The sequence below is a fragment of the Cohaesibacter celericrescens genome (genome assembly GCF_002866925.1).
Lineage (GTDB): Bacteria > Pseudomonadota > Alphaproteobacteria > Rhizobiales > Cohaesibacteraceae > Cohaesibacter > Cohaesibacter celericrescens.
This window is the reverse complement of sequence record NZ_PKUQ01000016.1, coordinates 179,859-200,268: the sequence shown is the minus strand read 5'-3', so window position 1 is coordinate 200,268 and position 20,410 is coordinate 179,859. Positions and strand designations below refer to the sequence as shown.

15 protein-coding genes are annotated in these 20,410 nt (G+C 50.4%); 8 read left to right on the top strand and 7 right to left on the bottom strand.

The genetic code is table 11. The annotated features are described in order from the left end of the window. Positions 1-53: 53 nt before the first annotated feature. On the bottom strand, positions 54-1,205 hold the full coding sequence (locus tag C0081_RS08850) for a pyridoxal phosphate-dependent aminotransferase (protein ID WP_101533451.1): 1,152 nt from the start codon (positions 1,203-1,205) through the stop codon (positions 54-56). Positions 1,206-1,362: 157 nt separating this feature from the next. Here C0081_RS08850 and C0081_RS08845 point away from each other — a divergent pair, with 157 nt between their 5' ends. The 6 genes from C0081_RS08845 (at position 1,363) to aat (ending at position 7,283) form a co-directional block, all read left to right on the top strand. Beyond that, positions 1,363-2,811 (top strand): M48 family metalloprotease, encoded by a 1,449-nt coding sequence (locus C0081_RS08845; protein ID WP_245417896.1) that lies wholly within the window; start codon positions 1,363-1,365, stop codon positions 2,809-2,811. A gap of 181 nt (positions 2,812-2,992) precedes the next feature. Then, positions 2,993-3,784 carry a DsbA family protein gene (locus C0081_RS08840; RefSeq protein WP_101533450.1) on the top strand — a complete coding sequence of 264 codons (792 nt, stop codon included), beginning with the start codon at positions 2,993-2,995 and terminating at the stop codon, positions 3,782-3,784. Between the two features lie 270 nt (positions 3,785-4,054). Next, complete coding sequence (aroQ, locus tag C0081_RS08835; RefSeq protein WP_101533449.1) at positions 4,055-4,504, top strand: type II 3-dehydroquinate dehydratase; 450 nt, start codon at positions 4,055-4,057, stop codon at positions 4,502-4,504. A gap of 68 nt (positions 4,505-4,572) precedes the next feature. Then, on the top strand, positions 4,573-5,037 hold the full coding sequence (gene accB, locus C0081_RS08830) for an acetyl-CoA carboxylase biotin carboxyl carrier protein (RefSeq protein WP_101533448.1): 465 nt from the start codon (positions 4,573-4,575) through the stop codon (positions 5,035-5,037). Between the two features lie 122 nt (positions 5,038-5,159). Further along, on the top strand, positions 5,160-6,500 hold the full coding sequence (gene accC, locus C0081_RS08825; protein ID WP_101533447.1) for an acetyl-CoA carboxylase biotin carboxylase subunit: 1,341 nt from the start codon (positions 5,160-5,162) through the stop codon (positions 6,498-6,500). A 129-nt stretch (positions 6,501-6,629) separates the two neighbouring features. Next, positions 6,630-7,283 carry a leucyl/phenylalanyl-tRNA--protein transferase gene (gene aat / locus C0081_RS08820; protein WP_101533446.1) on the top strand — a complete coding sequence of 218 codons (654 nt, stop codon included), beginning with the start codon at positions 6,630-6,632 and terminating at the stop codon, positions 7,281-7,283. Between the two features lie 25 nt (positions 7,284-7,308). Here aat and C0081_RS08815 read toward each other — a convergent pair whose 3' ends face one another. The 3 genes from C0081_RS08815 to C0081_RS08805 form a co-directional block, all read right to left on the bottom strand. Beyond that, positions 7,309-7,734 (bottom strand): DUF2155 domain-containing protein, encoded by a 426-nt coding sequence (locus C0081_RS08815; protein WP_101533726.1) that lies wholly within the window; start codon positions 7,732-7,734, stop codon positions 7,309-7,311. Between the two features lie 292 nt (positions 7,735-8,026). Further along, the gene (locus C0081_RS08810; protein WP_101533445.1) at positions 8,027-8,440 is read right to left on the bottom strand and encodes an NADH:ubiquinone oxidoreductase subunit NDUFA12; all 414 of its coding nucleotides are present in this window, start codon (positions 8,438-8,440) and stop codon (positions 8,027-8,029) included. A 203-nt stretch (positions 8,441-8,643) separates the two neighbouring features. Next, positions 8,644-9,408 carry a response regulator gene (locus C0081_RS08805; protein ID WP_101533444.1) on the bottom strand — a complete coding sequence of 255 codons (765 nt, stop codon included), beginning with the start codon at positions 9,406-9,408 and terminating at the stop codon, positions 8,644-8,646. Between the two features lie 710 nt (positions 9,409-10,118). Here C0081_RS08805 and C0081_RS08800 point away from each other — a divergent pair. After that, entirely contained in the window at positions 10,119-13,796 is a 3,678-nt protein-coding gene (locus C0081_RS08800) for a vitamin B12-dependent ribonucleotide reductase (protein WP_101533443.1), read from the top strand. A 100-nt stretch (positions 13,797-13,896) separates the two neighbouring features. Here C0081_RS08800 and C0081_RS08795 read toward each other — a convergent pair whose 3' ends face one another. Then, the gene (locus C0081_RS08795; protein WP_101533442.1) at positions 13,897-14,520 is read right to left on the bottom strand and encodes a LysE family translocator; all 624 of its coding nucleotides are present in this window, start codon (positions 14,518-14,520) and stop codon (positions 13,897-13,899) included. Between the two features lie 433 nt (positions 14,521-14,953). Between C0081_RS08795 and C0081_RS08790 the strand changes: the two genes are divergently transcribed. Next, complete coding sequence (locus C0081_RS08790) at positions 14,954-16,441, top strand: AMP nucleosidase (RefSeq protein WP_101533441.1); 1,488 nt, start codon at positions 14,954-14,956, stop codon at positions 16,439-16,441. A gap of 285 nt (positions 16,442-16,726) precedes the next feature. On the opposite strand, the gene C0081_RS08785 is transcribed toward C0081_RS08790, so the two are convergent. After that, entirely contained in the window at positions 16,727-18,328 is a 1,602-nt protein-coding gene (locus C0081_RS08785; RefSeq protein WP_101533440.1) for an EAL domain-containing protein, read from the bottom strand. A 131-nt stretch (positions 18,329-18,459) separates the two neighbouring features. After that, positions 18,460-20,127: an EAL domain-containing protein gene (locus tag C0081_RS08780; protein WP_180966817.1), complete on the bottom strand. Its 1,668-nt coding sequence runs from the start codon at positions 20,125-20,127 to the stop codon at positions 18,460-18,462. Between the last annotated feature and the right edge of the window lie 283 nt (positions 20,128-20,410).

Sequence of the window (20,410 nt, the reverse complement as noted above, 5' to 3'; positions counted from 1 at the left end):
AAAAAGCCACCCCAAGATTGATTGGGGTGGCTTTTTTTATAAAACAGTCTGATCTATTTAAGCCAGCCAGTCAGCCTATCAACGGCCTCGATCATATCATTCTGTGTGCCCGCAAAAGAAATGCGCACATAATGATGCCCCCGAGTTGTATCGAAATCAGCTCCCGGCGTGATCGCCACACGGGCCTCGGTCAGTGACCGCTTGGCAAAATCCATAGAATCATTGGTCAATTTGCTCACATCGCTATAGACGTAAAACGCACCATCCATCGGCATGAAATCGCCCAGCCCGATTGATGGCAATGCTTGGCTCAACAAGGCCCGATTGCGTCCATATCCTGCCTTGATCTCTTCCAGTTCCTCCTGTGCGTCAAATGCTGCAATAGCTGCAACCTGTGAAATCATTGGCGCGGAGATATAAAGGCTCTGACCAAGGCATTCGATAGAACGGCGAGCACTGGCAGGCAAAATCATCCAGCCTATACGCCAACCGGTCATACAATAATACTTTGAGAATGAATTGATGATCACCACGTTGGGGGAGTAGCGCAAGGCAGTCTCTGCCTTGAGCGTATATTCCAATCCATGGTATATTTCATCAGAAATGAACCAGATTCCCAGCTCTTCACAAACCTCTATAACCGACTGCAAGGCCTGCTCTTGCATGATCGTCCCGGACGGGTTTGCTGGACTGGCAATCAGCACACCTTTAACCGGAGCGGTGGCATGCGCTTGACGGATAGCCTCTGCGGTAAGACACCAGCGGTCTTCGCATCGGGTCTCCACTTCAACAACTTCTAAATCCAACGCCGACAGAATATTACGATAGGCTGGATATCCGGGGCTAGGCAGGATCACACGATCACCAGCCTCGAAAAGCGCAAGAAAAGCCAGATTGAACCCCGCACTGGAACCGGTTGTAATGGCCACTGCATCAGGTGAAACAGAAACACCATAATGCTGACTATAATGCTCCGCGATCCGCTCCCTCAAAGGCATAATCCCGAGCGCATCTGTATAACCTATTCGGCCATCGACAAGGGCACGCTGCGCAGCCTCCAAAACCACCTTGGGCGCAGGCGCTCCGGGCTGCCCTACTTCCATGTGGACGATATCGATCCCCTTTGCCGCCATGGCATTAGACCGCGCCATAACATCCATTGCATGAAAGGGCTGAACGGCACCGCGCTTGGATATCGTGAGCATTTTTCTTTTCCTTTTTGCTCTGTCGTCGACCTATGCCATATTTTCACCGTTGCCGGATGGCATAGAGTGTAAAACAGACAGACACTGGCCGTATCACCCTTGATTTAACGATAGATCTGGGGCTGGAAGCTTATGTAAGAAGATGAAGGTTGTAACTATGTTTAGACCATTTGGTACCAAGTCTTTGCAAAAACATCCAGCCGTACATTCACTTGTCGAAGCTGGAAGCAACAGCAGATACCCTCTGCAAAGAGCCACTTGCACATTTATGGCCGCCTGCATTGCAATTCTACCGATGCTGCAAATCAGTCCGGCCTCCGCGCAAAGTCGCAACTTGAAACTGGTCCGCGACGCAGAAACCGAAGAATTGATGCGCGATTATGCGCGCCCCATTTTCAAAGCTGCCGGACTCAAACCACGCAATATTCGCATTCACTTGGTGAATGACAGCCGCATGAACGCTTTTGTTGTTGATAGCAAACGTATGTTCATCAACACCGGTACCGTCATCCTTTCTAAAACGCCCAACGAGGTCATTGGCGTGCTCGCTCACGAAACCGGACACATCGCCGGCGGTCACTTGATCCGCTTGCGCCGCGCCATGGAAGAAGCACAAACGATCGCGGCCATCGGCATGCTGCTTGGTGCAGGGGCCGCCGCCGCAGGGGTCGCTTCTGGCAATTCCAATGCAGCTCAGGCAGGCGGAGCCATTATGTCAGCATCTCCGGGCATCGCACAACGCACGTTCCTCAGCTACGCCCGCACGGAAGAAATTGCAGCAGACCGAGCTGCTATTCGGTATTTGGAACGTACAGGACAGTCAGCCAATGGGATGCTCACAACCTTTAAACGGTTTGCCGATCAGTCCCTCTTTTCAAGCCGCCATGTTGACCCCTACATTCAGTCTCACCCTCTGCCGCGCGAACGCATTTCGCAAATTGAGCGATTGGCAAAAAAGAGCAAGTTCTTTGCTAAGAAAGACAGCAAATCCCTTCAGTTCAGGCATAATTTGGTGCGGGCAAAGCTGACCGCCTTCACTCAAAGCCCCAAGCGAGTTATGCGCACCTACAAAGGCAATGATCTGGCAAGCCAATATGCCCGCGCGATTACCACTTACCGATTGGGCAATCACAAAAAGGCAATCCGTCTGGTTGATGCCCTCATCAAAGCACAGCCCCAATATCCCTATTTCTGGGAGCTAAAAGGCCAAATCTATCTGGAAACCGGCTCTGGGGACAAAGCCATTGCCCCGCTGAACAAAGCCGTCTCGTTGCGCCCAAATGAAGGCATTCTCCGCGTCATGCTGGGGCAAGCAATTTTGTCATCCAAATCCAACCGAAGTTATTCTCAGGCAGTCTCACACCTGCGACGCGGGTTGCAAAATGACCCGGATATGGAGGTTGGCTATCGTTTCTTGGCACAGGCTTATGACAAACTCGGACAGCGAGCTCAGGCCGAGATGGCCACAGCCAACGGCTATTTTGCTTCCGGTGACATTCGCTCAGCCAAGGCCATGGCTGCTCGGGCCAAGAAAAAACTCAAACGCGGCAGTCCGGAATGGCTGCAGGCCGATGATATTTTGACCTACAAACAGCCAAAATTGTAAAGCCCCTGCCACCACTGTTGGACAGGTTACACAATCTACAAACCACAAACGCCTGTCACATTCAGGTGAATAATTTCAGATTTGTCACACACAGGCGACAAAACACCCTATTCTTGCAACCAGATTGAATGGCGTCAGATATCAATGACGTTACCAGTAAACCACAAGGACGCCCTCACCCATGCGCAAGCCTATGCATATGATCGCTTTCCTGATGTTCGTCATCACCTCGATTGGTTTTGTTAGTGCACCAGCAATCGCCGCGAATTTCGATGCCGACCAAAAAGAGGAAATCGAAAAAATTGTCACCGATTACCTACTCGAAAATCCGGATTTGATGCGCCAAGTCTTTGGCGTGCTGCGCCAGCAAGATGCGGAACGCGAAAAGCAAGCGCAGAATGAACGCTCCGAGCGCGCCAAAGAAGCTTTGCTCGCCAACAAAGACGCCCTCTTCAACGCCAAGGAAGATGTCGTTCTGGGCAATCCCGATGGCGACGTTACATTGGTCGAATTCCTCGATTACAATTGTGGCTACTGCAAGCAAGCGTTCGGCAACATGCTGGAACTGCTCGACTCTGATAAAAACCTGCGCTTTATCGTAAAGGAATGGCCGGTTCTAGGTCCACAATCCATGGAAGCCGCCTTGGTTGCTGTTGCAATCACCAAGGAAGCCCCTGAAAAATATCTGGACTTCCACAAAGCCATGATGACCCTGCGCGGCACTGCCAGCAAGGAAAGCGCCCTGCGTGTTGCGGAAAAAATCGGCATTTCCCGCGCAAAGCTCGAAGCACTGTATGAAGACCGCACTTTGGTGAAGACGATCGAAGAAAACTACAAAATGGCTGATGCTCTTCAGCTTACAGGAACCCCTGGATATGTCTTGGCCGATGAGGTTATTCCCGGCTTTGTTCCGGTCGATACCCTGAAAACCAAAATCAAAGACATCCGCAGCTGCGGCTCGACAAGCTGTTGAACCTTACGGTCTAAAAAGGTGCATGCAAACTTCCCCGTTCGCGTTAGACATTGCTTATCATGCTTGAGCAGAACCTGATGTGAACGGGCCAAGCTGTCCGAGTCATAAAATTGTCATCATTTGGCAAAATCATGACGATAATTCTTCCCCAAAAGGGGTGAGCAAGACTTTCAACCCTTTTCTCAGCTTCAGGGAAAGCCTATAAGAGACGGAATGTGCGAACAGGCGATTAGTCTTTGTTCCCCAAACTGTTTTTGAGCGGAAGTTGGTATGACCCAGACATTATTTGTTCTCAACGGTCCAAATCTGAACATGCTAGGGCAGAGAGAGCCCGGTATTTACGGCTCTCTTACGTTGAAAGACATAGAAAATCTGTGCCATTCAAAGGCATCAGAGCTGGGTATTTCGGTAGACTTCCGTCAAACAAATCATGAAGGCCAACTCGTTGATTGGATTCAAGAGGCCGGGCTCACCGCCAAGGGATTGGTGATCAATCCCGCCGCTTACACCCATACATCTGTTGCCCTTCAAGACGCCATACGTGCCGTTGGCCTGCCGGTTATTGAAGTCCATCTGTCCAATATCCATGCAAGAGAATCTTTCCGGCACACTTCATTCGTGTCACCGGTTGCCTTGGCTGTCCTGTGCGGACTGGGTGCCAATGGCTATCCAATGGCGATAGAGGCTCTTGCAAACCATCTTGATCAAGGCGACGCCTAACCGCGCCGCCAAGCAACATATTCGCAACAGCGGGACAAACCTGCATAGAAACAATGGAATGCGAACACATGACCAAAGAAAAAAACAAACTTGATGCCGATTTCATTCGCCAACTGGCTGAACTGGTCCAATCCAAAGACTTGACAGAAATCGAAATCGAGCAAGATGATCTGCGCATTCGGGTTGCTAGAGAAATGATCATCCAGCAATCAACGGTCGCTGCCCCTGCAGTCGCAGCAGCCCCCGTATCAGCGGCACCCGCAGCAGCAGCCCCGGTTGCCGAAGTCGTTGACCGCGACGCCAACGCGGTTCGCTCTCCAATGGTTGGCACCGCCTATATGTCACCAGAACCCGGAGCCGCTCCGTTTATCTCGGTTGGCGATCAGGTTCGCGAAGGTCAGACCCTGATGATCGTGGAAGCAATGAAAACCATGAACCACATTCCATCTACCAAATCTGGCAAGGTGACTGCGATTTTGGTCGAAGACTCCCAGCCTGTTGAATATGACGAGCCGCTTGTTGTCATCGAATAGATCAATCCGACTTCAGGTCCTTGGCCTGGAAGCAACAAGTTGACCGATCCCCATATGCTTTGAGCGCGTTTGTGCAACGGATCACGCACCACCTCTCAAAGTCAGGATTGTAGGAGAAATCTATGTTTTCAAAGGTTCTGATCGCAAACCGTGGTGAAATCGCTCTGCGCGTTCTGCGTGCCTGCAAAGAGCTAGGTATTCAGACCGTGGCTGTTCATTCCACTGCGGACGCAGAAGCGATGCATGTCAAACTGGCAGACGAAAGCGTCTGTATTGGCCCGCCTTCTGCCCGTGACAGCTATCTCAATATCCCGCAAATTTTGGCGGCTTGTGAGATCACAGGAGCGGACGCCGTGCATCCAGGCTATGGCTTTCTGTCAGAAAACGCCCGATTCGCCGAAGTTTTGGAAGACCATAAAATTCAGTTTATTGGCCCCAGTGCAGAGCATATCCGCACCATGGGCGATAAAATTGCTGCCAAACAAACAGCCAAGCGTCTCGGCATTCCCGTAGTGCCCGGATCAGACGGCGGAGTCTCCACCGTTGCTGACGCCAAACGTATCTCCGGTGATATGAGTTATCCGGTCATTATCAAAGCCGCCTCTGGCGGTGGAGGTAAGGGCATGCAGGTGGTCAATTCCGAAGAAGAAATTGAGCTGGCTTTCACCACCGCTCGTGCAGAAGCTCTGTCCAACTTCGGCGATGACACGGTCTATATCGAGAAGTATCTTTCCAAGCCACGTCACATCGAAGTGCAAGTGATGGGCGATGGCAAGGGCCATGCGATCCATTTGGGCGAGCGCGATTGCTCATTGCAGCGGCGACACCAGAAAGTCTGGGAAGAAGCCTGTTCTCCTGCGCTCAATGAAGAGCAGCAGAGCAGAATCGGCAACATTTGCGCTGATGCAATGAAGGGGCTCGGTTACGCTGGCGCAGGCACGATCGAATTCCTCTATGAGGATGGAGAGTTCTACTTCATCGAAATGAACACCCGATTGCAGGTCGAGCATCCAGTGACCGAGATGATCACGCGCATCGATCTGGTGAACGAACAGCTCAAAGTCGCATGTGGTGCCGGACTGGATATCAGACAAGAAGATGTTGTTTTCCAAGGCCATGCTATTGAGTGCCGCATCAACGCCGAAAATTCCGAAAATTTCCGGCCGTCCCCGGGTATGATCACCTATTATCATCCTCCCGGAGGACTTGGGGTTCGTGTCGATTCGGGGGTCTATCAGGGCTATACCATCCCGCCCTATTATGACAGTTTGATCGGAAAGCTCATCGTTCATGGACGCAATCGCGTCGAATGCATGATGCGCCTGCGTCGTGCACTGGACGAGTTTATTGTTGACGGTATCGACACCACCTTGCCGTTGTTCCGCAAGCTGGTAGACAATCCTGATGTTGCCAATGGCGCCTATGATATCCATTGGCTGGAGCGATATCTCGGCATGAAATGAGACAGCACGGTCTTTGTTGCCAAATAACCAACAGTCGATAGAAGACCGCGCTTTATGCGCGGTCTTTTTTCTTAAAGGTTCCATCGCATTTGCATGAATTTTTAAGCATGAAACCCTAGTATCCCGACCATGACAGACGATAGCTCCATATTCGAAATCACTCCGCGTATTTTGCTGCGCGCCTATGCTATTGGCATTTTTCCAATGGCTGATGGCGCAGACGATGAAAATATACACTGGATTGAACCAGAGATGCGCGGCATCATTCCGCTGGAAGATTTTCATCTCTCAAGGCGCATGCAGCGCACCATGCGCCAAAGTCCCTACACCATTACGGTCGACAAAGACTTTGGCGGTGTCATGGATGCCTGTGCAGCGGTCGCAGCAGACCGACCCTCCACATGGATTAACGCCCAAATCCATGACCTATATCGACAGCTTTTCAGCATGGGTCACTGTCATTCCGTCGAGGTCTGGGACGGTGACACACTCATCGGCGGGTTATATGGTGTCAGCTTGGGTGCAGGATTTTTTGGAGAGAGTATGTTCTCTCGTGCGCGTGACACCTCCAAGATGGCGCTGGTCCATCTGGTCGAGCGCCTGAAAGCCGGTGGTTACACCCTGCTCGACACCCAATTCATCACTGACCATCTCAAGCAATTCGGCGCGATCGAAATCCCCAAAACGGATTATCAAGTCCTACTGGAGCAGGCAATGCAGACCACGGCGGATTATTACGCCTTGGATCGACACCTGAAACCAAACACTGAACTGCCAGACTAAAACAGCTCGTGGCATTTATGGAGAATTATGACTGCGGTTTAGGCACTTCCGAACTTTGTTTACAGCCTTCAATCCAGACATCATAAACACCATGCTCGACCGCATTCAGGCCCGGACTTGAAGCAAACATCCAGCCGGTAAAAATACGACGAACCTTACGTTCCAGTGTGATTTCATCAACCTCAACAAATGCGGAGATTTGCTGGCGCTCTGTTTCAGGCCGTGTATAACAGGCGCGCGGCGTCACCTGTAGCGCTCCGAACTGGACGGTCTCGTCAATATAAACATCAAACTGTATGATCCGGCCCGTGATTTTATCAAGACCGGAGAAAATGGTCACACCATTTGTAATTTTCTCGGCATGAGACACTGATGGTATCAAAAGAGAAAAAGCCAGCACCGACCAAACCGCAAGAGACCGCCAATTCCGCAACCAGTTTGGGTTCACCATAGACAACATTAAACTCTCCGACCTCCGGGCACAGGGCCTCTTGATAAGACACAAGGCACATAGACTAGCAACAACGCCTTGGCCGCACCGCCCCGACACAATCTGTTTTTAGTTCCTATCGCCCTTTGGGGCCTAAAGGCAAGAGCGATTTGCCAAAACTCCGCGATCCCAGAAAACAAGCGCGCCTAACAGCTTCCAGAATCAAAAATCGCCACACAATCGGTGCGGCGATTATTAAATACGCTCAAAGCGGCGAATCTTTGTCAGATAGAAAACTAAAAAGCCAAAACCCTCAAGGCGTCCAGGCTTCGTAATCACCAGAAACATCGTCACGCGACTGTGGCGACAATATAGAACCAGCGGGACGATAGGCTTCGGGCGTCCCTGTCATATTGGGCTTGTGTTTGCGCTCCCAAGGCCAAGGCACATGCTCATCTTGGCTGGGCGGTACATCAGTACGGTAATGCATCCAACCATGCCAACCCACAGGAATAGCACTGGCTTCGGAATCATTAGCATACATCACCCACCGGCGCTCACCCTTGCGGCTTCCCGAATAAGCTTTGTTCTTTGACACATTCTGCTTGTAATATTTGTTGCCAAATTCATCCCGGCCAACCAGCACCCCATGACGCATGGTGTGGACCCATGTTCCAAATGTAGATGCGCCCCACCAAGTGAACAGCATAAGCAAATATTTTTTCATCTCGAACATATTCCAGCAGTTACAATCTGCGGCACTATGACTACAAATTCCAACGGATGTCCAGACTGCTTTGGTTACAACGGCTGGATTCCTATGAAGCCTTCACAGGGAGGCGTCTAGCCATAATGAGGCAATGAATCGCCAAATATCAATGCACAGCGGCCAAGGGAGACATAAACCAAGGAGAAGAGAGGCGGGATAAATTAGCCCCGACGCCTGCCCACACCGGCAAAGCGACTGCGTTGGGCACGCCCAACCGGTTTTGTATTGTCTTTTGCTTTTGCTGTGTCTTTGCCCACAAAATCCCCTTTGCGCAGATAGTCTCCAATACGCATACCCGGAGAGGCCAATCTGATTGTCCGACCCTTTTCTTCATCATATTCGACACGGCCTGTGATGATGTCATCAACATTACGCTGACTTTCAACCGCATTGGGCAACACTTCCTCATGGAACTGACGTGCTTTGTTTAGCGTTCTCATTTTGGATCGTTTTTCTTCCAACACTTCATGCATGCCATCAATCACATAGCGACCGCCAACAAGGCGCAACATGCGCGGATCCATAACAATCGACCGCAGTCGTTGTTGCAAAGCGGCCGATGACATTGGTTTGGACATCACATGATGGGCACCCAGTTCAAACAATTGAGCAACACGCCGCTCTGTTGCATGTGCCGTCAATACGATCACCGGAATAAAGCACAAAGGAGCCATCGTCTGCTGACGTACAAGCTGCAACAGTTGCATACCGGACATCGGAGACATCGCAAGATCAGTCAAAATAACATTGGGCGGTTCCTGCATAATGGCATGCAAAGCAAGATCGCCACGATCATAGGATCGGACCCGAGCAACCTTCAGGCCTGAGATCATAGACCGAATCATGGTCAAAACAGTCTTGGAGTCATCGACGATTACAATGTCGAGCGATTCGACATCCAGCCCATATGCTGCATGATGTTCCATAGTGCTACCAACCTGCTGATTTACTGTTATTTTTCATTTATTGGTAGCGATTATGCCAGACAGGCTTTAATTCAGCTTCAAATTTGCCGGTCGCATTTGAGCCCAATTTAATTTCAATTTTAACAGTTTTGTTGCAGCCGCCTGAATTTGATTTTCAACAGGTCCCACACAGGCACAAAGGCGGATTTTTCCCGTTCCCAATCGCCGTTAACCAAACACTAGATATAGATTGACACCAAATAGGCCACACCAGTGGTAGTTATCACCTTGCCTTTGCTGTCGCAAAATCTCATAATCGGGTTCTGTTACGGCAGTTGCGTTTCTGGTCTAACCTTCCAGACTTCCTGTTCCAGTTTCATAGTACAGAGATTTGATCGTGGTTTCCCTTTCATCGCCAGTTCAGTACGGCGGGGCAATGGATACCGGTCGGGGTTTTCTGTGTGCTGAAAAAAGACGGAAATCTGACAAGGACACAAGATGCAGGCCTGTAAGTGCTTATTGGACACCATATATAGATTCTGTTAACCTATTGACGATCTACTGGTGTTCGTAAACGAGCCCATTCTGTCACGATTCGTGGCGTTAGAGGACTCAGATTTGATGCAAGATTGCGCAGAGCACCAGGGCCATGGTTCTTCTGTCAAATCTTGCGAACCACCCCGTCGTCGGCCTTTGGCTGTCGGCATCAAGAACTTGTTAGGGACAATTAAATGCGTGTAGAGCGGCGCTATACTCAAGAAGGCAAATCGGCCTATGACGGCATCGAATTTCGCAAAACGACGAGCGAAATTCGCAATCCGGATGGGTCCGTTGTGTTCAAACTCGAAGATATCGATGTACCTGCATCTTGGTCCCAAGTTGCGGCGGACATTCTGGCGCAGAAATATTTCCGCAAAGCAGGCATCCCCGCGATCCTCAAGCGCTTCGAAGAAAATTCGGTTCCGTCTTGGTTGTGGCGTTCAGTCCCAGATGAAGACGCTCTGGCCCAATTGCCTGAAGATCGTCGTTATGGCCCTGAAATGTCGAGCCAGCAAGTCTTTGACCGACTTGCAGGCACATGGACCTATTGGGGCTGGAAAGGCGGCTATTTCGATACCGATTCAGACGCCCGAGCCTTCTTTGACGAACTGCGCTACATGCTCTGCACCCAGCGCGTCGCTCCTAACTCTCCACAATGGTTCAACACCGGTCTCCACTGGGCCTATGGCATCGACGGCCCAAGTCAGGGCCATCATTATGTAGACTTTGAAACAGGCCGCCTCACCCGCTCTACTGGCGCCTATGAGCACCCTCAGCCCCATGCTTGTTTCATTCAGTCTGTTTCTGACGATCTGGTCAATGACGGCGGTATCATGGACTTGTGGGTGCGTGAAGCGCGCTTGTTCAAATATGGTTCCGGCACAGGCACAAACTTTTCTTCTTTGCGCTCCGAGGGCGAAGCCCTTTCCGGTGGCGGCAAATCGTCTGGGCTGATGTCCTTCCTGAAAATCGGTGACCGCGCAGCCGGTGCGATCAAATCTGGCGGCACCACCCGCCGCGCGGCCAAAATGGTCGTTGTCGACATCGACCATCCCGATATCGAGAATTACATCACGTGGAAAGTCAAAGAGGAAGAGAAGGTAGCAGCCATCGTTACCGGCTCCAAAATCTGCGCCAAACACCTCAAAGCCATCATGAAGGCCTGCGTCAATTGCACAGGCTCCAATGATGAATGTTTTGACCCAAACAAAAACCCTGCCCTAAAGCGCGAAATCCGCGCTGCAAAAAAGGCACAGGTGCCCGAGAATTACATTCGCCGCGTGGTCCAGTTCGCCAAACAGGGCTACAAGGATATCGAATTTGATACCTATGATACCGATTGGGACAGCGGCGCCTATCTGACCGTATCCGGCCAGAATTCGAACAACTCGGTTCGTGTCACCGACGACTATCTTAATGCCGTCAATGAAGACCGCGACTGGAATCTGATCGGGCGCATCAAGGGCGATATTCGCAAAACCGTCAAGGCCCGCGATCTGTGGGACAATATTGGCTATGCTGCATGGGCATCTGCCGATCCGGGGCTGCAATATCATACAACCATCAATGACTGGCACACTTGTCGGACTGACGGCGATATCATTGCCTCCAATCCTTGTTCGGAATATATGTTCCTGGACAACACGGCCTGCAACCTTGCTTCCATCAACCTCTTGCAGTTCCGTCAAGAAGATGGTTCTTTTGATGTAGACCAGTTCGAGCATACAGTGCGTCTGTGGACCATGGTGCTGGAAGTCTCTGTGCTGATGGCCCAGTTCCCGTCACCCGAGATAGCCGAACGCTCTTATTTGTACCGCACCTTGGGTCTTGGATATGCCAACATCGGCGGACTGCTGATGACCTCAGGCATTCCCTATGACAGCGATGAAGGTCGCTCTATCTGTGGCGCAATTTCGGCTCTGATGACCGGTACGTCCTATGCCACATCTGCCGAGATGGCCAAAGAGCTGGGTCCCTTTGCCCGCTATGAAGACAATGCTGAACATATGCTGCGGGTCATCCGCAACCATCGCCGTGCGGCCCATGGCCACCAAGATGGGTATGAAGGTCTTCAAATTAAACCGGTTGCATTGGACCATAACAGCTGTAGCGATAAAAACCTGCTCAACCATGCGGTAGCCGCGTGGGATAAAGCTTTGGATTTGGGTCAACAATTTGGCTATCGCAATGCCCAGACCACAGTGGTTGCCCCAACCGGCACCATCGGCCTTGTCATGGACTGTGATACCACCGGTATTGAACCTGACTTTGCATTGGTCAAATTCAAAAAGCTGGCCGGCGGCGGTTACTTCAAAATCATCAACCGCGCAGTACCAAACGCCTTACGGATCATGGGCTACACCCCAGAGCAGATACAAGACATCGAAGCCTATGCTGTAGGCCGCGGAACCTTGAAAAACTGCAACGCGATCAGCCATAATGCCTTGATCGAAAAAGGCCTGACCCAAGAGAAACTCAACGAAGTAGAATCCGGCCTCGCAAGCGCATTTGACATCAAGTTCGCTTTCAATAAATGGAGCCTTGGTGAAGACTTCTGCAAAGAAACCCTCGGATTTAGCGATGAACAGCTGAACGACAGCAGCTTTGACATGCTGGCTGCTATGGGTTTTTCCAAGGAAGAAATCGACGTCGCCAATATCCACGTCTGTGGAGCCATGACACTTGAAGGGGCCCCACATCTAAAAGACGAGCATATTCCGGTCTTCGATTGCGCAAACCCTTGCGGCCGTATCGGCAAACGCTACCTCTCTGTCAACAGTCACATCCACATGATGGCAGCCTCCCAGCCCTTCATCTCTGGTGCAATCTCCAAAACGATCAACATGCCCAATGATGCAACGGTTGAGGATTGCAAAGAAGCCTACATGCTGTCTTGGAACCTCGCACTGAAAGCCAATGCGCTTTATCGCGACGGCTCCAAGCTATCCCAGCCTCTCAACAGCCAGTTGTTGGATGATGATGAGGACGAAGCAGAAGATTTGGCTGAAGCAATCGCTGCAACCGGTTCTCCAATGCAAGAACGCGCCACACTTGTGACCGAGAAAATTGTCGAGCGCATTGTCGAACGCCGCATTCACGAACGGGAAAAACTGCCTGCCCGCCGCAAAGGCTACACCCAGAAAGCCACAGTTGGTGGCCATAAAGTGTATCTGCGCACCGGTGAGTATGATGATGGCCAGATCGGCGAGATCTTCATCGATATGCACAAAGAAGGGGCTGCTTTCCGTAGTTTGATGAACAACTTCGCCATTGCCATCTCCCTCGGCCTGCAATATGGCGTACCGCTTGATGAATATGTCGACGCCTTCACCTTCACCCGTTTCGAACCTGCTGGCATGGTACAGGGCAACTCGGCGATCAAGAATGCCACCTCGATCCTCGACTATATTTTCCGTGAGTTGGCTGTTTCCTATTTGGATCGCCACGATCTGGCCCATGTCAATCCAGATGACATCGCAACAACAGCAATGGGCAAGGGCTCGGACGAAGGCAAAACCCTCGTGCCAATTTCCAAAGGCCTGCTGCGCGGCAAAACAGAACGCTTCAAACTGGTTGATGGCAACGAAGGCAATCACGACCACGATCATGCGCATGAGCAAGCAACCACAGCAAAGGCTCCCTCGGCCGTATTACCATCGCTTTCTGCAACAATGCTGAAGCCAGACACACAGGCTCAGCCAAGCACAAAGCCAGCAGGTAAAGTCGAGACCAAGGCCAACCAAATCGCTCTGGCTCGCATGAAAGGCTATGAGGGAGAGAACTGCTCTGAATGTGGTAACTTCACCATGGTCCGCAACGGCACCTGCCTGAAATGCGACACGTGTGGTTCCACATCCGGGTGTAGTTAACCCTTCGCCTTAAGGTCAATAACGAAAAAGCCCCGCTCAATCTGAGCGGGGCTTTTTGTTGACTTCAGTACCATCATTTCAAACGAAACAAGCATGATCGTTATTGCTCAGACAGTGCCAACCGTGCACCCAGGGCCACAAAGGTAGCCGCAAAGCCGCGTTTCAGCCAATTCATAACCGATGGCTGCGCTAGAACTTTGTCACGAACGGAAGCCGCGGCAACGCCGACAATGGCAAAAACACCGAAGGTCATCACCATAAAGACCCCACCCAGCATAGCCATATCGACCACCGGATTAGCGGCATTCACATCGACAAATTGGGGCAAGAAAGCAAGAAAGAATATCGATAACTTGGGATTGAGTAGGTTGAGCAAAATTCCATCGCGCACAATGATGAAATCTGAGCGTGGTTGCGCGTCATCATGGCCCAAAGCCTGCGCGTTGAGCTGGCTTTTGTCCCTAAGCATTTTGTAAGCCATATAAATGAGATAGGCGACACCAGCAAATTTGATCACCTGAAACGCCATAGCACTGGCGTGAAGCAAAGCAGCAAGCCCCAGAATCGCAGCTGTAATGTGAGAAATGATCGACAAAGTCCCACCCAAAGCCCCCAAAAGACCGGAGCGCAACCCGAATCCAAGAGTGCAAGCCAAAGTGTAAATCATTCCGGTCCCCGGCGTGATTACAACAAATAAAGACGTGAGAAAAAACTCCAAAGACATAGCAAACCAACCCCTTTGTGTCGCAGCAACGCAGAAACCAACGTATATTTTGAACGAGACTACCCCGAAAACGGGCCTTTTGTAGAAAAATATCGGTTGAACCCAATACAAAGGCAAGACGTTACGCTCAACGAGAAGATAAACCAGGCAATACAGGCATAAAGATGGAAATACCAAACCCGCCGCAGATTTGATACCCTTTGTAAAAAGTCAGGCTATATGATCAAAAATCAGAACAAAGTGATCAAAGGGTTTGGCTTTAGACCTTGGTCAGCGCTTATTCGCGCCATTATATAGACAGCTCTTACAATTCAAGGCAATCGATCACATATATGCACCAACTATTCGGCAATTGATGCCGAAAATACACTTTTCTCTTGACCTTTTTGCCGAACGGGCGGAAAAGGCCAGAGGAAAAGGAGAACGAAAAAGAATGAAAACACCCTTTTCCATTATGGCGCCCGACCAATTCAGTCACGAAAAATATCGCAATGCCAATGATGCGATCGATCGATTGATAGCGATCTATGAAGCGCACACTGAATTTTTACAGCAAGCATTCACCCGCGTCGCGCATGGCGATGTACCTAAATCGGGGCGGTATCGTGCCACCTATCCAGAAATTCGACTAACCACAGACACCCATGCACAAATTGATACACGCCTGTCATTTGGCCATGTGCCAGGGCCCGGAACCTATGCGTCGACCATCACACGCCCAGATTTGTTTCGCCATTATCTAACGACACAAATCGAATTGCTGTTGTCCAACCACAATGTCGCCATCGAAGTCGGCCCTTCACCGACACCGATTCCAGTGCATTTCGCATGGCCGAACGGCATGGATGTGGAAGGCGCCCTGCCCGAAACATGGTCTCGCCCCTTACGCGATATATTTGACGTGCCAGATTTGGCGATCACCGATGACGCCATTGTCAACGGCACTCGGCATTTCGGTCCCGATGATGTTGTTCCTCTAGCACCGTTTACCGGTCCACGGATCGACTATTCACTGCACCGCTTGGCACATTACACAGCAACCAAACCGGAGCATTTTCAAAATTTCGTGCTCTTTACCAACTATCAATTCTACATTGATGAATTTGTAGATTGGGCCAAGCAGCTGATGGCGGACGGCGATTCCGAATATGAGGAATTTGTCGAAGCTGGCAACTTGATAACGCCTTCTGGTGCGACAGAGCCTTCCGATGGCGCAGCAGCATCGCGCATTCCGCAAATGCCCGCCTATCACCTCAAACGCAAAGACCAAAATGGCATCACCATGGTCAACATTGGCGTCGGGCCTTCCAACGCCAAAACAATAACCGACCATATCGCCGTTCTGCGCCCCCATGCATGGCTGATGCTAGGACACTGCGCCGGATTGAGAAACACCCAGCGACTGGGTGATTATGTGCTGGCGCATGGCTATGTCCGCGAAGACCATGTCCTAGATGCAGACCTGCCCACATGGGTTCCAATTCCTCCGCTGGCCGAAATTCAGGTCGCACTGGAAGACTCCGTGGCGGAAATCACCGGTTTTACCGGCTACGACCTCAAACGCATCATGCGCACCGGTACCGTCGCTACCATCGACAACCGGAACTGGGAATTGCGGGACCACAAAGAACCTGTAGAGCGCCTGTCTCAATCTCGCGCAGTTGGTCTTGATATGGAATCAGCGACAATCGCAGCCAATGGGTTTCGCTTTCGTGTTCCCTATGGCACGCTGCTATGCGTCTCGGACAAGCCGCTGCACGGAGAACTAAAACTACCAGGCATGGCCAGCAGTTTCTACACACAGCAGGTCAAACAGCATTTGAAAATCGGCATCAAGGCACTAGAAAACTTGCGCGAAATGCCTGTTGAACGCATCCATTCTCGTAAATTGCGCAGCTTCGCCGAGACAGCGTTTCAATAAAAGAAAAAAACTGACTGATAAAAAAGGCGCTCTGCAACGGAGTGCCTTTTTATTCTTATCGACCCAATCCAGCCTAACCGTTTAGGCAGTCCAAATAACTCTGAGCATCAAAACGGGGCAAGGCGGTCATATTCGCCACACAGCGGGACATTACGGGGCATCAACGATGCCGTCAAAAGATGTGCAGCCATAGATGGCCCATCAAAATAAACCCACAATTCACTTAATATCAAAAATGGCAACAGTTCGACACTCGAGCAGCCACAAAACGCCTCACTTTGAGAATCACGCAGCCAGTTCAGATGGCACCTCAGGAGCCACAGCATCCGTTGTACTTTTGCGCGCCTTCGACGCCAAGAATAATTCAATAAAGGCTGAAGCCGGCATGGGTGGAGCAAATAAATATCCCTGCGCCGCGGACACACCCATTTTTCTCAGTTGCATCACTTGGTCTTCTGTTTCTATGCCTTCTGCGATCACACCAATATTAAGCCTGTCCGCCAAGCCAATTAGGCCACGGACCAGTTCTTGGCCGCCGACACTCTCATTCAGCGTATCAACAATCATTTTGTCTATTTTGAGTATATTCACCCCGAATGACGTCAGATTGTAAAGGCCACTATGGCCAGAGCCGACATCATCAAGCGCAATCTCTGACCCGAGCGCCTGAATCTGGCTAATAACATCCTGAGCCAAAGCAATATCGTCTATCGGCACGCGATCAGACACCTCGAAAATGAGATTTTCAAAGGATAATTTGCTGTCTTTAAAGACCTCACGAATGTCCGCGACGATTGTATCGTCAACCAATTGCCGTGAGAATATATTGAAGGCGACCTTGAAATCGGGTTTGCTCTCCATCAAAACATCAACCAAATCCCGGGTTTCTTCCATGATATGGAATGTCACTTCCCGCGTCATGCTATAGTTTTGAGCCAGCGGAATGAACTCATGGGGTGGCACGACGCTTCCATCTGGTTTGTTCCATCGCGACAAGATCTCGCAGCCGGAGATAGCCCCAGTATCCAAATCAACAATCGGCTGCATATATGGCACAAACTCGCCATTATCCAGCGCTTCAAGTATCTTGTCCCCTTCATCGGGGCGATAGCGTCCCATAAAATATGCACCCACAAGGGCGAATAACCCTAGCAGAACACCAAAGACGTTGATGATCTTGCGGGCACCTTGTGTCACTGCGTCTAAAGCCGTTTCTGTAAGAGAGATACTGACTTCATAAGGCATAAACTCTGACGCCTCGTGAACGCGCGAGACAATGTCTCCTCCCGTCTCGATTGGTTCCAGAAGATACCAAGGGACCCCTGACCCAAGGGACAACATTGCAATGCGAAAGCGTCTTAGATCATTGCGAACAGGATCTATTTTGATTAGCTCTCCCGGCACACGCGCCACAAGCCGTCGACCATTGTTCAGGTGTCTTACCACGAGCAAAGACAACACTTGATCGGGGTCAGCCCCACCAGACAACGACAAACTGATTTCTTTGCTGTCGGGTTGGTAAATTGGCAACAATCCGGATTGTCGCGCAGATTGACCCATATCGGTACACACCAGATTCCCGTTGCGGTCAACGAGCCCAATCGTATCCACCCACGCAGTCGAGCGCGTCGCTTTGCTGTAAAGATACCGATGATCACCCGTGCAGGACAAACCACTATTCTGAGCCAACTGGTTCAGCAAGTCGATCGCGGATTGGGTGGCATCAGAAGCCCGCTCCAGCATTAGATGAGCAGAAACCTTTAGGTCTTCTTCCACGCCCGTACGCGCTTGCCAATAAAGCACGGATTGGGCACCAGCCGTCAGAACATACGCACCCACCGCTCCAAGCAACATAAATCCTGCAATTTTTCTGGCGTTTTTGATCATGCATCCCCGCACATTTATTCAAATGCCATTTCACCATCAAAGCTGTGAAAAATCGGTTGATTTATTTCAATAAATCCGAAAGTCCACACATTTCTTACGTCAGTCTGCGGACTGAAGGTGATATGGAAAGACTAGGCCGTCTGAGTTTTGGGCATGGTTACTAGGCTGTCTGGGCTAATGATCAAAGGTGTCTCCTGATCATCCAACTGGTTGGCATCGCCACCCAATGCACCGACAAGCTCCAAATAGGCCCGCGCAGGCAGAGGCGGCGCAAAAATATATCCCTGAGCTTCGTCGATGCCCGTGCGCCGCAAGTAGTCGAGCTGTTCCTCGGTTTCAACGCCCTCTGCAACAACCACCATGTCCATCCCTTTAGCCATCTGGCGCAAGGAATCGACAATAGGAACGCTGTCGCAGCCTGAGGTGATAGCATCAACAAACAGCTTGTCAATTTTGATGATATTCATGCCCAATTTCTGCAGATATGCAAACCCGCCGTGTCCCGTACCGGCATCATCAAGGGCAACCCGAACACCAAGTTTCTGCATGCGCGCAATAATGGCTCTAGCACGATCAAGGTTTTCCAAAGGTTGCCGTTCCGTTATTTCAAAAACAAGCTGATTAAAACGAACCCCCGAATTACCAAAAGTCTGCTCGATCTCACTGACGATACCCAAATCATCAAAATGGCGATTGAACAGATTGATCGCGACTTTCAAATGCGGGTGGCGGCTGTAGGACACAGACAGATCCTGTGCCACTTTTTCCATCAGCAAACTGGTCATCGGACGGGCCAGACCTGACGCTTCGGCAATATCGATAAAGTGTCCGGGCGAAACAATCGATCCATCAGCCTTGCGCCAACGCACCAGCACTTCACAGCCCGCGAGCCGCCCGTTCTGAATATCGATAATCGGCTGATAATATGGGATAAATTCTTTCCGTTTAATCCCTTGTTCGATGCTGTCATATTGACCTGGTTTTCGCAAACTTATCCGCATGAAGAAGATAAGGATCAAGGCGCCAATCAGGATTCCAAGACCATTGATAACATTCATGGCGCCACTAAAAGCATCCCATACAGCTTGAAAGGGGACCCCGACAGACACAGTAATCGGATAGCGATCGCTTTCTTGCTGATAGGTAATCAAATTCTCGGTCCAAGCAGGATCAAGCTTGACCAGAGAGAACGGGGCTCGCTTGAGAAGCCTGCTTTCAGGCGACGTCTCGGCAATCTGCGCACTGTTCGTCAACGAAACCGTCATGCGAAACAAATCAGCAAACTCATTTTGCATAAATTCGAGATTGAACGCATCTACCAAAATAAAGCCACCAAGTGAAACGGCATCACTGATTGCCCATTTCACAAGAACGCCATTTTTGCCAGTCTCGCCATCGTTTACAGCAACATAGCTAAGATGAGGCACAGAGCCGATAACAACGTCAGAGGTCGGATAAAATCGCGTGCTTTCTTTTAGAGACGAGCAATACATGAATTCGCCGTTATAGACCAAGCCAACGTCATGCAGCGTTGTATGACGCAAAACCATCGCTCGGAATCGACTTTGCAGCTCATCACCGCATTCAAGAACCTGATAATGCGGCAGCGCGGAGAATACATCCACCGCCAGTTGAATGAGACCTTCTGAATGCTTCAGTGTTCTCTGGGCTGATTGCTCAAGATGTTGTTCGCCTTGTTTATAAACAAAGTCGCGCATAAATATGTTTGCGGCAAACAAAGGAATAACCCCCAGCACCACACCCAAAAACATCAACAAGATAGACCGAAATCGGTTCATCAAACGGTAAACTCCCTTGCGCCAAAAGAGAGAATAGGTATTGAGACCTAAGATAAGCTTAACCTTTGGAAAATATGCAGAAAATGATCCTGAAATTCGTAGTAATGGAAAGTTTGACGGAAACATCCAAGGCTCTACAGCACACAATGGAATAATTTGCTTAAAATTGGGCGATCTGGCTACACAAATGTCTTGAAATTTCGGACAGCGCCAATCAGACTCATTGCAACGACCATCTATGGCAAGGTCAGAACGGAACCAGATTACATGAGTTGCATAGACA

Bases quoted from the DNA above. Each gene is read 5' to 3' on its own strand.
- aroQ (WP_101533449.1), top strand. From the start codon at position 4,055: ATGACCCAGACATTATTTGTTCTCAACGGTCCAAATCTGAACATGCTA.
- C0081_RS08795 (WP_101533442.1), bottom strand. From the start codon at position 14,520: ATGTCTTTGGAGTTTTTTCTCACGTCTTTATTTGTTGTAATCACGCCG.
- C0081_RS08790 (WP_101533441.1), top strand. From the start codon at position 14,954: ATGAAAACACCCTTTTCCATTATGGCGCCCGACCAATTCAGTCACGAA.
- C0081_RS08780 (WP_180966817.1), bottom strand. From the start codon at position 20,127: ATGAACCGATTTCGGTCTATCTTGTTGATGTTTTTGGGTGTGGTGCTG.
- C0081_RS08785 (WP_101533440.1), bottom strand. From the start codon at position 18,328: ATGATCAAAAACGCCAGAAAAATTGCAGGATTTATGTTGCTTGGAGCG.
- accB (WP_101533448.1), top strand. From the start codon at position 4,573: ATGACCAAAGAAAAAAACAAACTTGATGCCGATTTCATTCGCCAACTG.
- C0081_RS08815 (WP_101533726.1), bottom strand. From the start codon at position 7,734: ATGGTGAACCCAAACTGGTTGCGGAATTGGCGGTCTCTTGCGGTTTGG.
- C0081_RS08800 (WP_101533443.1), top strand. From the start codon at position 10,119: ATGCGTGTAGAGCGGCGCTATACTCAAGAAGGCAAATCGGCCTATGAC.
- C0081_RS08840 (WP_101533450.1), top strand. From the start codon at position 2,993: ATGCGCAAGCCTATGCATATGATCGCTTTCCTGATGTTCGTCATCACC.
- C0081_RS08805 (WP_101533444.1), bottom strand. From the start codon at position 9,408: ATGGAACATCATGCAGCATATGGGCTGGATGTCGAATCGCTCGACATT.
- aat (WP_101533446.1), top strand. From the start codon at position 6,630: ATGACAGACGATAGCTCCATATTCGAAATCACTCCGCGTATTTTGCTG.
- C0081_RS08810 (WP_101533445.1), bottom strand. From the start codon at position 8,440: ATGAAAAAATATTTGCTTATGCTGTTCACTTGGTGGGGCGCATCTACA.
- accC (WP_101533447.1), top strand. From the start codon at position 5,160: ATGTTTTCAAAGGTTCTGATCGCAAACCGTGGTGAAATCGCTCTGCGC.
- C0081_RS08845 (WP_245417896.1), top strand. From the start codon at position 1,363: ATGTTTAGACCATTTGGTACCAAGTCTTTGCAAAAACATCCAGCCGTA.
- C0081_RS08850 (WP_101533451.1), bottom strand. From the start codon at position 1,205: ATGCTCACGATATCCAAGCGCGGTGCCGTTCAGCCCTTTCATGCAATG.